Raw genomic sequence first — 16,892 nt, 5'->3', positions numbered from 1 at the left:
ATTTTTTGTTATAAAAAAAAGCGAGATGTAAATCTCGCTTTTTCAAATACTTATAATATTATATGTTTTATTCTACAGTAACCGACTTAGCCAAGTTTCTTGGTTGATCAACATTACAACCTCTCATAACTGCTATATAATAAGATAACAATTGCAATGGAATAGTAGTTATTAATGGCGATAAAGCATCAGATGTTTCAGGAATTTCAATCACATAGTCTGCTAATTCACGTACTTGCGTATCACCCTTAGTTACTACTGCAATAATTTTTCCACTTCTGGATTTTATTTCCTGAATATTACTTACAATTTTATCGTAATGTCCTTGCTTAGGTGCAATTACTATTACCGGCATATGCTCATCAATTAAAGCAATTGGTCCGTGCTTCATTTCTGCAGCAGGATATCCTTCTGCATGAATGTATGAGATTTCTTTAAGCTTTAAAGCTCCTTCAAGTGCTACAGGAAAATTATAACCTCTTCCTAAATACAAACAATTTGGAGAATCCTTAAAGACTCCTGCAATTTCTTTGGCAACATCATTTGTTTCCAAAACCTCTTTTACTTTATCCGGGATAAGTTCAAGCTCTTGCAAGTATCTATGAAAATCTGAACTAGACAATGTTCCTTTTGCTTTTGCCAAACGCAAAGCAATCATCGTTAACACAGTAATCTGAGTCGTAAACGCTTTTGTAGAAGCCACACCAATCTCAGGACCTGCATGCGTATAAGCGCCTGCATGAGTCTCTCTAGAAATAGAAGAACCTACAACATTACAAACACCAAATACAAATGCTCCATGCTCTTTTGCTAATTTAATAGCTGCCATAGTATCTGCAGTTTCTCCAGATTGAGAAATTGCTATAACCACATCTGTTTTGTTGATAATAGGATTACGGTATCTAAATTCTGAAGCATATTCAACCTCTACAGGAATTCGGGCAAATTCCTCAAAGATATATTCTGCAACTAAACCTGCATGCCAAGAAGTACCGCAAGCAACAATAATTATTCTGTCGGCATTAAGAAATTTCTCTAAATTATCTTCAACACCAGCTAACTGAACAATTCCTTCATTTGCATGAAGTCTTCCTCTGTAAGTATCTTTTATAACACTAGGTTGCTCATATATTTCTTTAAGCATGAAATGGTCATAACCACCTTTTTCAATTTGCTCTAAATTCATTTGAAGCTCCTGAATATAAGGATCTACTAATGAATCATCTTTAATCTTTCTGATCTTAATAGGCTTATGCAATCTAATGTTAGCCATTTCTCCATCTTCTAAATAAACTGCATTTGAGGTATATTCAATAAATGGCGAAGCATCTGATGCAACAAAATATTCACCCTCACCAACTCCAATTGCCAATGGGCTACCCAATCTAGCTGCAACAATTTCGTTAGGATTCTTTTTATCAAATACCGCAATAGCATAAGCACCTACAACTTGATTTAATGCAACTTGTACTGCCTTCCCTAATTTAAGATTTTCTTGTTTCTGAACTTCTTCAATCAAATTTACCAATACCTCAGTATCTGTATCTGAATGAAAAACATACCCTCTTTTTTTTAATTCTTCTTTAAGTGGAGCATAATTTTCGATAATACCATTATGTATTATTGCCAAATCTCCAGAATTAGACAAATGAGGATGTGAATTCACATCATTAGGAACACCATGTGTTGCCCAACGTGTATGTCCTATTCCTATAGTTCCGTTTGTTGTAAAACCTTCATTGGCTTTAGCTTCAAGATCCGAAACTTTACCTTTTGTTTTACAAAGTTTAATTGCTTCTCCATCATATAACATAACTCCAGCACTATCATAACCTCTATATTCAAGTCGTTTTAGCCCTTTAATTACAATAGGATACGCCTCTCTATATCCAATATATCCAACAATTCCACACATATATATTTAATTAATTTGGTTTCGTGTAGTAAATCTGAAGTTTTAATCTCTTACTTCCATCAGGTGAATTCCCTCCATGAAGAATTGTTCCTAAAGGACTCATTACCGATGCTCTTGGAGCCTTAGTAAATGCATCTCCTTTTACTGTCTTTATATTTGTAGCTTTTAACTTACTAGAAGCAACAACATTAATATCCTCTGTTACGACAATTCCCATTTTCACATTAGTTGAATCTTTGTTGTTAATCAAATTCTTAATATGATTTGTAAGTCGAATTTTATAAGTTGTACCTTTTTTACTAACTGGATCAACATTTAAAATACCACTAAAAACTTGCTTAATTTTTTTTGCATCATTCGTAGCACTTGGAGTTCCATCATTATAATAATCTACAATAGGTCTATTATTATTAAAATCATACAAATAAATTCTATTTGGCTCTGAACTATTTTTCATAGCATCTGAATCAATATGAAAAACCAAATTAGCCTCATTAATTAACAATTTCTTCCCATCTGCTGGATTTCTTAATCTATCCAACTCATCTGGAACATTATTTGGCCCTTGCGTTAATTTTCCATTTTTATCATACCCAATAACATCCGTTCTACCAAAAAGTTCTAATATAGCCATTGAGCCCTGACCTCCTTTTAAGTACAACTTTTCATCACCATTTACTTTTGGAGTACTTATTGCTGTATTATAACTTGAATTAAGATTAGTCTCTTGTAGTAAATTAACAGTATTATCACTTAAATTAAGGACTAAAGTTTTATCCTCCATTGTTTCATCATCATCTGTCGTTATTTCCGTTTTAGCTTTATACTTAATAGTAATCTTTCCTTTTTTAAAGTCCATAGTAGCCATTCTGCTTGCACCACCATTACTTTCTACCTTAAAGTACAAGCCTCTAAAATATTCTTTAAAAACATCATTTGAAACCAATTTTCCCGCTGGAGCCTTAAGAATTTTTCTTGAAAAACTGTAGTATTCAAATTAAGTTTCATTGCTGGCGCTCTTTTGGTCACCGTTTCTTTACCTGCATTATCTTTAGTCGTTTCGGTAATTTCTTCTGGACTGAATCTAAAATTAATATTTTCTTCATCAGGGCCGTTGTTTAAGCGCGCACCTACTTTTACATTATCAAAAAGATGATTATCATCAGTAAAAAAAAGCTTTGAACTTACAAAGTTATCATCTGGATCCAAATTAGGCATATAATACCCTGACTCATAAACACTAAGATTCATTCTACCATCTAAAGGACCATATATTGAATCTAGTATGTATATATTTTTTCCATTTTCAACCTTATCTATGTGACTATAATATGGAATTTCAAGCTCAATACTTTGAACAACAGGACTTTCTCCAATTGTTGGGTTAGGTTCCGCCAATGTTACCTGTGTAGCAAAATTAGCAACCGTTGTACTAAATGCAGAATTAACATAAATCCCTAATTGATTTGATGTCAAATTATTAGATTGTATTGCTTTTATCTGTTGATTATAACCTATCACTTCTAGATCCATTGTGGCCAAATCAAAATGATTACCACCAATTAAATCATCGCCTATAGCATTAAAATCCTTGTCGCAAGAATAAAAAAATGCAACGCTTGCTACTAAAAATATTTTCCTAAAAAAAGAAGTATTCTGCATGTGTAATAAAAAAATTAAATTTTAAAGAACCTCGTTTTTATAAAAATTTGTATACGCCTCTGCGAATGCATCTTTTGGGACGAAAGGTAAAAAAGGTTTTCCCGAAGATTCTATAAATTTTGTTAAACTTGAAGACAGATTGTTTGAGGCAATTATTACCGCATCTGAATGAAGAATACTCGCTTTTAAGATATTTTCGTAATTTGGAATCTCTAAATCTGAAACGGCTTCATGTGAAACCCCGTCAAACTTAACCTTCTTAATCATTTCAGGATCTAGTGTCTCATCAAACGATTGCGTATAAACAGAAGTAACAATTTTTGTTTCAGAAAATAAAGCTTCATGTTTATAGTAATGTTTCATATATATAGGCAACATTGCTGCCATCCATCCATGAACATGTATTATATCTGGAACCCAATTTAATTTTTTCACGGTTTCAACAACCCCTTTAGCAAAGAAGATCGCTCTTTCGTCATTATCTGGATACATTACGCCTTCTTCATCTGTAAAAGTAGCTTTTCTCTTAAAGTACTCATCGTTATCTATAAAATAAACCTGAATTCTTTCCTTAGGAATAGATGCTACCTTAATAATCAATGGCATATCTAAGTCGTTCACTACCAAATTCATTCCAGAAAGTCTAATAACTTCGTGTAACTGGTGTCTTCTTTCATTGATATTCCCATACCTTGGCATAAAAATTCTTATTTGCCCGCCTTGATCGTTAATCATCTTTGGCACATCATAAGACATTAAAGAAACCTCATTTTCAGCTAAATAAGGCACAACTTCAGATGATACATACAATATCCTCTTATCTTTCATAATAGTAATTTGCTTAATTTTTGGTAATAAAAACGATGCAAAATTACAAAATTTTATGCAGTTATTAACTAATATATTATGTTTGCATTAAATTTTAATAATACCACCATGCATATTTTCTACGGTAAAGTTGCTTTAATAGCTTATCTAAAAACTATTAAAACAGAAAATTCAAGTGTTGGTTTCGTACCAACCATGGGCGCTTTACACCAAGGTCACCTGGCATTAATGCAACGATCATTAAACGAAAATGACAACACAGTTGTAAGTATTTTTGTAAATCCAACACAGTTTAACAACCAAGAAGATTTAGCAAAATACCCCGAACTCTAGACGAAGATGTAAGAAAAATGTGTGATTTAAGCGATGAAATAATTTTATACGCTCCAACTGTCGAAGATATTTACGAAGGACATACCGTTTCTCAATCATTTGATTTTGATGGACTAGAAAATCAGATGGAAGGAAAATTCAGACCAGGTCATTTTAATGGCGTTGGTACTATCGTAAAACGTCTATTTGAAATCATTACTCCAACAAACGCTTATTTTGGAGAAAAAGATTTTCAACAATTGCAGATTGTAAAGAAAATGGTCGAAAAAAACCATCTTCCAGTAAATGTTGTTGGTTGTCCAATTTTTAGAGAACCAAACCAACTGGCAATGAGCTCTAGAAACGAACGTTTGAATAATGATGAACGTCAGGAGGCTGCTATAATTTATAAAATTCTAACTGAAGCAAAAGAAATATTTCAAACAAAAAGTCCTGAAGAGACAATTGAATTCGTGGAAAATTCTTTCAAAAATAACGATAAATTTGAACTAGAATATTTCGTAATTGCTGATGAATCTACATTATTACCTATCGATCATAAAAGTAAAGACAAAAATTACCGCGCATTTATAGCAGTATTTGTTAATTCTATTAGGTTGATCGATACTATTTCATTAAATTAATTTACTTTTGTAACATGCAAATTCAAGTAGTAAAATCAAAAATACACCGCGTTAAAGTAACTGGAGCCGATCTTAATTATATTGGCAGCATTACTATTGACGAAGCCTTACTAGACGCCTCAAACATGATTGAAGGCGAAAAAGTGGCAATTGTTAATATTAATAATGGAGAACGTTTTGAAACGTACGCCATTAAAGGAGAACGAAATTCGGGCGAAATAACCCTTAATGGGCCTGCAGCAAGAAAAGTACAAAAAGATGATATCATCATTATCATTTCTTATGCAACATTAGAGTTTGAAGAAGCCAAAACCTTCAAGCCATGGATTGTTTTCCCTAATGAAAATGACAATTCGTTAACATAAATCCATTTCTAAACCTATAAAAACTGCCCTTTTTCAAAGTTAAATTTTGTAAAAAGGGCAATTTTGCATCTATAAGTTAACCAAATTGCCATGCCATTATCAATTTGTAATTAAATAAAAAAAATAAAGTACTATATTGCTACTCTATTTTGATAATCTTAAAATTTCAGAAATCCCAAATTATGAAAAAAGTTTACCTACTGCTATTATTCATTTCTATTACCGCTTTTTCTCAAAGAAAAACAGAAACAATTAACTCAATACCATTAGGAGAAGCAAGAACAATAACAGTTGAATTGCCTGCTTCTTACGAAACCAATAAAACTCGAAAATACCCTGTACTTTATTTATTTGACGGAGAATATCTTCTAGATCCTTTTAGCGGTGCTTTAAAATATGGTGCTTATTGGGATGACTTACCAGAAACTATTATTGTAGCCATTCACCAAAACAAAAATGATGAGCGTGAAGATGATTCAACTTTTGACGGAATTAATGGTTTACCATTTGAAAAAGGAGCCAAGTTTTTTGAATTTGTTGCAGGTGAAGTAATTTCAAAAGTTGAAAAAAATTATCGTACTGCACCATTCCGAATTATTGCTGGTCATGGAGTAACTGCTGGCTATTTAAATTTCTTCTTATATAAAGAAGTACCATTATTTAATGCATACATTTCTATGAGTCCAGAGCTGGCAACTCAAATGGAAGTTCGCGTTCCTGAAAAATTTGCTAAATTAAAAACACCTCTATTTTATTATCTATCTGCTGCTGACGGAGATATTAAAAAAACCAAAGAGCCAATCCAAAAATTAGATCAAAACATTAAAATAGCTAATAATCCTTTAATAAATTACAAATACGATTTATTTAAAAACACTACTTATTATTCAGCCGTTTTATATGCAATACCTAATGCTTTAAATCAAATTTTTGAAGCCTATAAGCCTATAAATTTAACCGATTATAATGACAAGATTGTTATTCTTAAATCTGGTTATGTTGACTATCTAAGAGAAAAATATGACATAATCACAAAAACATTAGGTGTTGAAATGCCTGTTCGAATGAATGATTATATAGCTGTAGAAACTGCTATTTTAAAAAATAATGCATACGACGAATTAGGCATATTAGCGGAAATTGCCAATACTAGTTATCCTAAAGCAATGTTAGGTGAATACGAACTAGGATTGATGTACGAAAAAATGGGAGATGCAAAAAGAGCTTCTAAAAAATACCAAAACGCTTCACAAATGGAGCCTATTGGCAGATTGAACAAAGATTTGATGTACGACAAAATAGATGAAATGAATGATCTTATCAAAAAGAAATAATGTCAAAAGTTAAAACAACCTTTTTTGCCAAAATTGTGGCGCTCAATATTCTAAATGGCAAGGACAATGTAATTCTTGCAAAGAATGGAACACCATAGCTGAGGAAATTATCCAAAAACAAGAAAAAGTTGCTTGGAAAAGTGAACCTACTCCAACTGGTAAAGCACCTCGTCCTTTAAGAATAAACGAAATCGATTCTACGCAAGAAGTGCGTATGGATACCACTGATGGCGAATTAAATAGAGTTCTTGGGGGCGGTATTGTTCCTGGATCACTAACCCTTTTAGGTGGCGAACCCGGAATTGGGAAGAGTACACTTTTGCTTCAGGTTTCATTACAATTACCCTATAAAACCCTATATGTTTCGGGTGAAGAAAGCCAGAAACAAATAAAAATGCGTGCTGAAAGAATTACGCCAAATGGGGATAATTGCTATATCCTTACTGAAACCAAAACCCAAAATATCTTTAAACAAATTGAGGCCATTCAGCCAGAGATTGTTATCATTGATTCTATACAAACGCTTCATACCGATTATATAGAATCAACTGCTGGGAGTATTTCTCAAATTCGAGAAACTACAGCCGAATTAATCAAATTTGCCAAAGAAACCAATATCCCTGTAATCCTAATTGGTCACATTACTAAAGATGGAAACATTGCAGGTCCAAAGATACTGGAGCACATGGTCGATACTGTTTTACAATTTGAAGGAGACAGAAATCACGTCTATCGTATTTTACGATCTCTAAAAAACCGTTTTGGATCCACTGCTGAACTAGGAATATACGAAATGCTAGGAAGTGGTTTAAGAGAAGTATCAAACCCTTCCGAAATATTGATTTCACATAAAGACGAAGAATTATCGGGAACAGCAATTGCTTCAACACTTGAAGGAATGCGTCCGTTAATGATCGAAATACAATCCTTAGTGAGTACAGCCGTTTATGGAACACCTCAACGAAGTACAACAGGATATAACGCCAAAAGACTAAATATGATCTTGGCTGTTTTAGAAAAAAGAGCTGGATTTCGTTTGGGAGCAAAAGATGTTTTCCTAAACGTTACGGGAGGAATTTCTGTAGATGATCCTGCAATAGACCTTGCCGTTGTAGCTGCTATTTTATCTTCAAATGAAGATATTCCTGTAACAAAAGGGTTCTGTTTTGCTGGAGAAGTAGGCTTATCTGGTGAAATTCGTCCTGTTAATCGAGTAGATCAACGCATACAAGAAGCAGAAAAATTAGGATTTTCGACTATTTTTGTATCTAAATACAATAAAATTGCGTTAAAGAATACAGGAATCAAAATTGAACTTGTTGCCAAAATAGAAGACGTAGCCAGTATTCTTTTTGGATAAACTTAAATACATCAAAGAATTTATATGAAAACAAAAAAACAAAAAATAGTATTGGCTCTCAAAATTGCAGTCATACTATTTATTGTCGTACTAATTGGTGCTTATTTCTTTCGAGATGCTCTTTTGCATAAAGCAATTGCAAAAGTATCAGATAAAATGAACAATGAATACAATAGTACGTTTTCAGTAAAAACAGCTTCATTTGATGGAATTTCAGGTATAAAACTATCCAATGTAATATTAGTTCCTAAAAATGCCGATACCCTTTGTAACATCCACAATATAGAGACAAGCATTAGCTTATCACATTTATTAGTAGGTGATATCCAAATTGGAACATTAAAAATCGACAAAGGTTATATCCAATTGGTAAAAAAAGGAAACATCAAGAATTTTGATGCTTTCTTAAAGAAGGACAGTGCCAATACATCTAAAAATGAAAAAAGAGAATATGCAACGTATGCTTACCGAATTATATCAAAACTATTAAATCTTGTTCCAACCGATATGAAGTTGGAAAATTTGATTTTCAAGATTGATGACAATGGTAAAAAAGCACAAATTGCAATAAACAAACTAGTCTTGGCCGATAAAGAACTTGAAACCAATTTACATGTTCAAACCAAAACATTCGACCAACGCTGGAACATAAAAGGCTTTGCTGATCCAAGAAACAAAAAAGCTGATATTCGATTTTTTAATCTTGATACAGGAGCAATTCGAGTGCCTTACATTGATGATCGTTTTAATATGCTGGCAAGCTTCGACTCTATCCGATTGAATATTGAGAATATTAAAAAAAGTGGAAGCGAACTCCACATCGATGGATATTCTTCTATAACCAATTTAAAAATCAACCATGCAAAGATTGCCAGCAAAGATGTAATCATAAAAAATGCTCGTTTTGATTATCGTTTCTTATTGGGTTCTGATTTTATCTCAATAGATAGCACCTCAACAGTTCAATTAAACAAAATAAAACTTCATCCTTACGTATCTTATAATACCAAATCGGATACTATTTATACCTTAAAAGTTGCTATTCCTAAAATGAAAGCGCAAGATTTTATTGTCTCGCTACCAGATGGTTTATTCACCAATTTTCAAGGAATGGAAGCTACAGGTAATTTTGATTACAAACTCGATTTCAAATTCAATAAAAACAAACCAAACAGTTTAGTTTTTGATAGTAAACTAAACAAAGAAAACCTTACAATCACTAAATACGGTCAAGCAAACCTCAACAAATTAAATAGTGAATTTGTGTATCGTGCCATTATAAAAAATGTATTACAGAGACCCATTTTAGTAGGTGCTGGAAACCCAAATTACACTCCTATTGAGCAAATTTCCCCGTATCTTCAAAAAAGTGTATTAACTACAGAAGACCCATCGTTCTTCTCACATCGCGGTTTTATTAATGAAGCTTTCAAACAATCGATTTTAAAAAATATTCGAACCAAGAAATTTTCTCGTGGTGCGAGTACGATTAGTATGCAACTGGTAAAAAATGTTTTCCTTACCAGAGAAAAAACATTATCTCGTAAACTCGAAGAAATTCTATTAGTTTACATCCTCGAAAATAATCGTGTTGTAAGTAAGCAACGTATGCTCGAGGTATATTTTAATATTATCGAATGGGGACCAAATGTATATGGAATTGGTGAAGCAAGCCGTTTTTATTTCCAAAAAAGTCCTGCCGACTTAAGCTTAGACGAATGTTTATTTTTAGCTACAATTATTCCGAGCCCAAGAAAATTCACATACCAATTTAACGATCAGGGTAATTTAAAAGACTACGCTATTCGAAATCAAAAATTTCTTAGTAATCTTATGTTGCGTCGCGGTGTTATAACACCCGAAGATACTATTAACAGACTACCTGTTTATGTTTCGGGTCATGCTCGTTCATTATTACGAATAAAAGCACCAGATTCTACAGCGGTTCCTATAGATTCTATGTCTATAGATGATGAGTTTGACCTTTAAATCTTTTTAGTATTCATAATATTGCTATCCTAACAGGTTTTAAAAACCTGTTAGGTATTAGTTCACTTAAATTATCATACCTACAAAGTCAAAAAAACCTCCAAACATTTGCACTTAATTTTGATTGTGTTCACTAGCAAGACGCTCGCGTTAGCAAAAATCAAAAACTATTATAGAATTCTTACTTAAAATTCTTCAGGAAATCCTCTTTATACGTTGGAGAAACCTCGATCTCAGCCCCATCGTTTAGCATTATAATTCCTCCTTTGTTATAGGATGTTACACAATTCATATTAATGATATGCGATTTATGAACTCGTATAAATGGCAAAGGCAAAATTTCTGAAAAGTGTTTTAAGAACCTACAAACCATTTTTTTACTTCCGTCATTCAAATATAAATCAGTAAAATTTCCATTCCCTTTTAAGCGAACAATTTTTTCCATCTTCACCACTTCAAATCCTTCTAATGTTGGTAAGATAACTTGTTGTTTCTCTGGTTTTGTTTCACGAAAATTTTCAACAATAATTTTATTTCTATTAAAAATCTCATGGTTCATAATCTGATGCTGTACTTTATTTACTGCAACAATCAACTCTTCGATACTTATAGGTTTTAGCAAATAATAAGCGGCACTTTGGTTTAATGCTTTTAATGAATATTCAGAAAAAGCGGTAACAAAAATAGTCTCAAAATGTAAATCCTTGCAGGCCTCCAAGACATCAAAAGCATTTCCGAAAGGCATTTCAACATCTAAAAAAACTAATTGTGGCTGTACCTCATGCAATAACGGAACAGCTTCTTTTATGTTCTGTGCTTCCCCAATAACTTCTACCTGTGGACAATATTTACTCAAATAATTTTTGAGTACTTCTCTAGCCGCAAGCTCATCTTCGACAATTACACTTCTTATCTTTTGAAAAGTCATCATATTTTATCTATTAATGGAAAAACAATTCGAACAATAGTACCTGTCTTGGGCATTCCTTTTTCGATAATTTCAAAAGAAATATTCTTTTTATACAATTCGTTCAGTAAACTTATTCGTTCCTTAGTATTACTTAATCCTCGGGATTCATGTGCTTTTTGGTTATTAGTTTTAAGTTCACGGCTTTTGGTTAAACCAATCCCATCGTCTTCTATAATCACTACAACTTTCCCTGCTTCAAACTCAAAATTAAGAGATAGAAATCCTTTCTTATCCAAATAACGCAATCCATGCCAAATGGCATTTTCAAGATGTGGCTGAATAATCATATTAGGAATTAGAACTGTTTCAGTATCAAAAGCATCATCAACACTAATTTTAAAATCGAATTTATCCTGAAACCTCAGATGTTCTAAATCTAAATATTTTTTGAGTTGTTCAATTTCTTTATCTAATGTGACAAAATCCTTATTCGAATTCTCCATCATATTGCGCATCAGGTTAGAATAAGAAGTCAGGTATTTATTGGCCTCTAATTCTTTGTTTTCCGAAATAAATTGATTCACGCTATTCAAGCTGTTAAAAATAAAATGTGGATTCATTTCTCTTCGCAAAGACTGTAAAGCAATTTCTTTGTTTTTGGTTTTTATCGAATATAATGCTTTCACAATAAACAAGAACAATAATAACAGTAGTACTATTGACCCTAGAAGAAAGTAATTAAATGTATTTTTCTTTGTAATCAATTCGTCCTTCAATGTCTTTTCTTTTTCTAACTGACGGATTTTATCTTCGGTTACCTGAAATGTTTTGGCATCGATAAGCGTTGTGTCGGATTCAATTAACTTATCAAAATTGGCAAAGAACTGCTCATATAAAGCAATACTTTCTTTGTCATCTCCTTTGGTTTTGTAATACTGAATTAAAGCAGACAAGCTCTTTTTAGCTTCCGTAGAATTTCCATTTTTAGATGCTAGGCCATACGCTTCCTTAAGTGATACAACTGCTTTCTTGGGGTCTTCTTTTTTAAAATAAAGTTTTGCTAAGGATTGTAATTGCTTTATTTGGGTAGTATAATCTTGCTTCTTTTTGGCTTCTGCCAAAAGTCTTTCGTTTATACCAATTGCTTTCTCAAATTGATTATCAGAAGCATATACTTTGGCAATTTCATTTTTGATTTTAATAACCTCTTCTGGTTTATCTTTTGCGTAAGCGAGTGCCTTAGTATAACTCTCGATTGCAACTATTTTGTTTTTTTGCTGCAAAGAGTTTTCTGCTTTTTGAACGTATGCGGCTGCAACCTCATTAATTTTATTATCTCTTTTAAGTAACTCAATATTCGATTCTACATATCCTGCTTGTGCCATCGGACTTGCTTGCGTGCGTAATCGATTGGCATCATTTAAATTTATCTTTTCTTCATTTTTACTCTCAGCAATAGCTCCAGCGCTCTCATAGTTTTTTATCGCCGAATCAAACTTTTTTTGATTCTCTTGTACCTTTGCAATACTTCTTGTTACTCGTATTTTATCTTCGGCAAGATTTTGTTTGGTATAACTAGTTAATGCTTTTTTATAATACTCTTCAGCTTTTGCATTATCTCCTTTATTAAGGAATTCATTGGCCAATCGTTCGTAATTCTGACCTATTTGTGTCTCATCATTTACATCCAACGATTTTTGTAATTCTTTGGATACTTTGCTCATTTTAGAAATCGGCACAGCTTTTTTCTTAGCAAGAGAATCCTGTGCTATTACTCCAACAGGAAGTAACAACATTAGGAATAAAGAAAAAATAGCTAATAAACGTCTCATATATTTTATCCTTTTTAATTCTCAGTACCTTAATTTATAGACAGCTCAGAACCTTTAAATTCAATACTGTAAAGTAAAGTATTTTATATTCTGTTTACAACTCGTTTCACCAAGTCAAAATACCGTTTCACCATTTCTGCAAAAAACGAACTCTTTAAGTTTATAAGTTTGGTCTATAATCACAATCTAAAACATAGGAAATCATGAAAACATCAATCCTTATCTCAGCGCTTTTAGCAACTGTATTTTCTTTTGCAAATAGCAATCATAGTAATGCAAATCTTAAAAAGAATACTAATATTGAAAAACCGATAACTGCGGAAAAGACCAAAATACAAGTTGCATTATTACTAGACACCTCTAGTAGTATGGATGGATTAATTGATCAGGCAAAATCTAGGCTATGGAATATTGTAAATACTTTAACGACTTTAAAATATGATGGAAAAACACCCGATATCGAAATTGCTTTGTACGAATATGGCAATGATGGCTTATCTAAACAATCTAATTATATCCGACAAATAGCACCACTTTCTACAGATTTGGATTTGATTTCGGAAAAACTATTCTCTCTAAGTACCAATGGTGGTAACGAATATTGTGGAGCTGTGATTCAGGACGCAACCAAACAATTAAAATGGGCAAAGGACAACCACAATATGAAGCTTATTTATATTGCAGGAAACGAAGAATTTAATCAGGGCGAAATTAATTATAAAGAAGCTATTAGCAATGCCTTAAAGAATGACATTTATGTAAATACTATTTATTGTGGAGATAAAACTCAAGGCATAAATGAACTATGGAAAGATGGTGCCGATTATGGAAAAGGTAAATATTTTAATATCGATTCTAATCAAACAGTACGTTATATAGTAACCCCATATGATGTTGAAATTACAAAATGTAACGAAAAAATCAACAAAACGTACATAAGCTATGGTTCAAAGGGTTCTGAGAAAAAAATGAATCAGGAAATGCAAGATAAAAACGCTCAGAAAGTTTCTGCATCAAATTATGCCGAACGTGCTGTGAGTAAATCAAAAGCCGTTTATAAAAACGACAGTTGGGACTTAGTCGATAAAGTAAAAGATGATGCTACGGCTATTTCGAAAATAAAAAAGAAGAATTACCAACAGAACTCCGTAATAAATCTACTGCCGAATTAAAGGTAATTGTTGCACAAAAAACGAAAGAAAGAGAAAATATTCAAAAGGAAATTGGCGAACTTGCCAAAAAACGCCAGCAATATATCGATACTGAAGCAAAAAAGACAAAAAAACAAGACGACTTGGGGAATACGATAAACACATCGATAATTGCTTTTGCAAAAGTTAAAGGATATACGGTTGAAAAATAAATCCCATAGTGAAAAATCAATTATTTAAAAACATGAAAAAGAGCATCTTCTTTTTGATTTTTATAGGAGTCTTTTGTGTTAGCTTTAAATGCATACATAAAGAAGAAAGCCCTCAATTGTCTAGTTCAAGATCTTCTTCAGAAGAGAAACTGGCAGGCCAGATAAACGAGATTAAAAAGTTTGTAAATACATCTTCAAAATACAATACCGAAGTTGGCTTTTTTATCGATATGGGAATTGCATCTGGCAAGAAACGGTTTTTTATATATGATTTAAAAAATAACAAACTACTTAACAAAGGCTTGGTTGGTCATGGTTCTGGCTCAGAAACTGGAATTCCAGGAAAGCTAAAATTTAGCAACGTAAAGAATTCGCTTTCTACCTCGTTAGGAAAATACTCAATTGGGTATTCGTATGAAGGCACTTTTGGCAAAGCCTACAAATTATATGGCTTGGACAAATCTAATAGTAATGCCTTTGATCGAAATATTGTCTTACATAAATATTGGGAAGTCCCATTTGAAGAACAAAAAAAACCTATTTGCAACAGTCAAGGATGCCCAATGGTTAATGAAAAATTTTATGGGGTAATTGAAAAAATAATTGACAGCTCTAAAAAGAAAATCATTCTTGTTATCTATCACTAAAAACCCATTCAAATTTTCGTTATTTGTAATACATATTAGACTAAATAAATATTTTAAAATTATAATCTCATGATAAAAAACATAGTAACATCCGCTTTATTATTGATTGGCACAATTGCATTTGCACAAAAGCCAATCTTTACAACAGCAAAAGTAAAAGCCGCAACGGTATATTTTAATGCTGCCGAAATTTCCCAAACAGCAAGCGCTACTCTTCCGTTAGGAACAAGCGAAATTGTAATAAAAAATGTAGCTGTAGACTTGAACGAAAGTTCGATTCAAATAGGAACTCCATCGACAGTAACAGTTCTTTCGGTTCAGTTTACTAATAATTATATTTCAGAATATGAAGTTGACACTAAATCTCCTGCGCTAAAAAGAGTAAGAGACAGCATTGTTTTGGTTCAGAAAGAACTTCAGAAAGTTAATAACACTATAAATTCTGAAACAAAAACGATTCAGCTTTTAGACAAAAACCAACAAATTTCGGGTGTGAATTCAGGTTTGAATGTAACTGAATTAATGAAGATGGTGGAGTATTATAAAACAAAGCAACTAGAAATTGCCAATACTATTAATGCCTTTTCTGAGAAACAACAAAAGCTTAATGAAACACTTCAAAAACTAAACAACAAACTTGAAGTTGATACTAGCAAAGAAGAAAAAACATCATCTGGAAAACTAATTGTTCAGGTTATGAATGAAGTTGCTGGAGCTGTGCCTTTGGATATATCGTACTTAACAAATAATGCTACCTGGACTCCGTTTTATGACTTACGTGCCGAAAGTGTTACTTCGCCTATTAATATGATGTATAAAGCACAAGTGATTCAAAATACGGGTATCGATTGGAAAAAAGTAAAACTTACTTTATCTAGTGGCTATCCTAACCAAAACAATCAAGCGCCAATATTGAGTTCTTGGTTTTTGAGAAATAATAATGATGTTGTTCAAGCGGGTTATGCTTCTCAAAGAAATAAAATGAATCAGTTACAGGGAAGAATTGCTGAAGATAATACATTACAAGAAGTAGTTGTCACAGCTCCAGTAACAAAAAGAATGGTAAAATCATCTGTTTCTAATTACACGACAGTAGAAGAAAACCAGCTTAACGTATCTTTTGATATTGATATCCCTTATGACATTTTATCTAACGGAAAAATTCATAGCGTATCTCTAAAAGAAATAAAGCTTCCTGCATCGTATAAATATTATGCGGCTCCAAGAGTAGAGAACGAGGCTTTCCTTCTTGCTGAAATTGCAGATTATAGCAAATACAATTTATTGAGAGGTGAAGCCAATATTATCTTTGAAGGTATGTATGTAGGGAAAACTTTTATCGAGCCAAACCAAACTAGTGATACATTAAACTTGAGCATGGGGCGTGACAAAAAAGTATCTATAAAACGTGAAAAAGTAGCCGACAAATCGGGAACTAAGTTTTTATCGACTAAAAAAGAACAAACTTTTACTTATGATATCACTGTAAGAAACAACAAAAAAGAAGCTGTTGAACTTTTGCTAAAAGACCAATATCCTTTGAGTACCAATAAAGAAATTGAAGTTGAATTATTACAAAGTGATAGCGCTAAAGTAAACGCAGAAACTGGAATCTTGACTTGGCAGTTACAAATGAAGCCTAATGAAATCAAGAAATTTAGAATTAGTTATAAAGTAAGATATCCAAAAGATCAGATATTAAATTTATAAAAACCTTTTAAAAACAAATCC

General features: G+C 32.4%; 10 protein-coding genes and 3 pseudogenes. 8 read left to right on the top strand and 5 right to left on the bottom strand.

Annotation, left to right across the window (positions count from 1 at the left end; translation table 11 throughout):
* Window positions 1-67: 67 nt before the first annotated feature.
* From glmS to EAG11_RS18565, 3 genes and pseudogenes are all read right to left on the bottom strand, one after another.
* Entirely contained in the window at window positions 68-1,915 is a 1,848-nt protein-coding gene (gene glmS / locus EAG11_RS18575) for a glutamine--fructose-6-phosphate transaminase (isomerizing) (RefSeq protein ID WP_129540485.1), read from the bottom strand.
* 10 nt (window positions 1,916-1,925) lie between these two features.
* Window positions 1,926-3,448: pseudogene (locus EAG11_RS18570) on the bottom strand (DUF4270 domain-containing protein).
* 150 nt (window positions 3,449-3,598) lie between these two features.
* Entirely contained in the window at window positions 3,599-4,405 is an 807-nt protein-coding gene (locus tag EAG11_RS18565) for a glycogen/starch synthase (protein WP_129540484.1), read from the bottom strand.
* Window positions 4,406-4,483: 78 nt separating this feature from the next.
* Between EAG11_RS18565 and panC the strand changes: the two are divergent.
* The 5 genes and pseudogenes from panC to EAG11_RS18540 all read left to right on the top strand — a co-directional run bounded on the left by panC (window position 4,484) and on the right by EAG11_RS18540 (window position 10,409).
* Window positions 4,484-5,361 (top strand): annotated as a pseudogene (gene panC / locus EAG11_RS18560) (pantoate--beta-alanine ligase).
* Between the two features lie 14 nt (window positions 5,362-5,375).
* Window positions 5,376-5,726 carry an aspartate 1-decarboxylase gene (panD, locus tag EAG11_RS18555; RefSeq protein WP_129540483.1) on the top strand — a complete coding sequence of 117 codons (351 nt, stop codon included), beginning with the start codon at window positions 5,376-5,378 and terminating at the stop codon, window positions 5,724-5,726.
* 182 nt (window positions 5,727-5,908) lie between these two features.
* Window positions 5,909-7,060 carry an alpha/beta hydrolase gene (locus EAG11_RS18550; RefSeq protein ID WP_129540482.1) on the top strand — a complete coding sequence of 384 codons (1,152 nt, stop codon included), beginning with the start codon at window positions 5,909-5,911 and terminating at the stop codon, window positions 7,058-7,060.
* Window positions 7,060-8,420 (top strand): annotated as a pseudogene (radA, locus tag EAG11_RS18545) (DNA repair protein RadA). The gene EAG11_RS18550 and the pseudogene radA overlap by 1 nt, the downstream one beginning before the upstream one ends.
* Window positions 8,421-8,444: 24 nt before the next feature.
* Entirely contained in the window at window positions 8,445-10,409 is a 1,965-nt protein-coding gene (locus EAG11_RS18540) for a transglycosylase domain-containing protein (protein WP_129540481.1), read from the top strand.
* Window positions 10,410-10,590: 181 nt separating this feature from the next.
* On the opposite strand, the gene EAG11_RS18535 is transcribed toward EAG11_RS18540, so the two are convergent.
* Together EAG11_RS18535 and EAG11_RS18530 are read right to left on the bottom strand one after the other, a co-directional pair.
* Entirely contained in the window at window positions 10,591-11,340 is a 750-nt protein-coding gene (locus EAG11_RS18535) for a LytTR family DNA-binding domain-containing protein (RefSeq protein WP_129540480.1), read from the bottom strand.
* Window positions 11,337-13,151: a histidine kinase gene (locus EAG11_RS18530; RefSeq protein WP_129540479.1), complete on the bottom strand. Its 1,815-nt coding sequence runs from the start codon at window positions 13,149-13,151 to the stop codon at window positions 11,337-11,339. The genes EAG11_RS18535 and EAG11_RS18530 overlap by 4 nt, the downstream gene beginning before the upstream one ends.
* A 203-nt stretch (window positions 13,152-13,354) precedes the next feature.
* On the opposite strand from EAG11_RS18530, the gene EAG11_RS18525 reads away from it, so the two are divergent.
* The 3 genes from EAG11_RS18525 (at window position 13,355) to EAG11_RS18515 (ending at window position 16,871) form a co-directional block, all read left to right on the top strand.
* Window positions 13,355-14,323 (top strand): VWA domain-containing protein, encoded by a 969-nt coding sequence (locus tag EAG11_RS18525; protein ID WP_242499201.1) that lies wholly within the window; start codon window positions 13,355-13,357, stop codon window positions 14,321-14,323.
* 223 nt (window positions 14,324-14,546) lie between these two features.
* Window positions 14,547-15,161, top strand: coding sequence for a murein L,D-transpeptidase catalytic domain-containing protein (locus tag EAG11_RS18520; RefSeq protein ID WP_129540478.1), 615 nt, complete (start codon window positions 14,547-14,549; stop codon window positions 15,159-15,161).
* A 69-nt stretch (window positions 15,162-15,230) separates the two neighbouring features.
* Window positions 15,231-16,871 (top strand): DUF4139 domain-containing protein, encoded by a 1,641-nt coding sequence (locus EAG11_RS18515; protein WP_129540477.1) that lies wholly within the window; start codon window positions 15,231-15,233, stop codon window positions 16,869-16,871.
* Window positions 16,872-16,892 lie beyond the last annotated feature (21 nt).

The organism is Flavobacterium sp. 140616W15, from assembly GCF_003668995.1.
Taxonomy (GTDB): Bacteria; Bacteroidota; Bacteroidia; order Flavobacteriales; family Flavobacteriaceae; genus Flavobacterium.
Note: the sequence above shows the minus strand (reverse complement) of the source record. Positions and strands in the feature narration are given on the sequence as shown.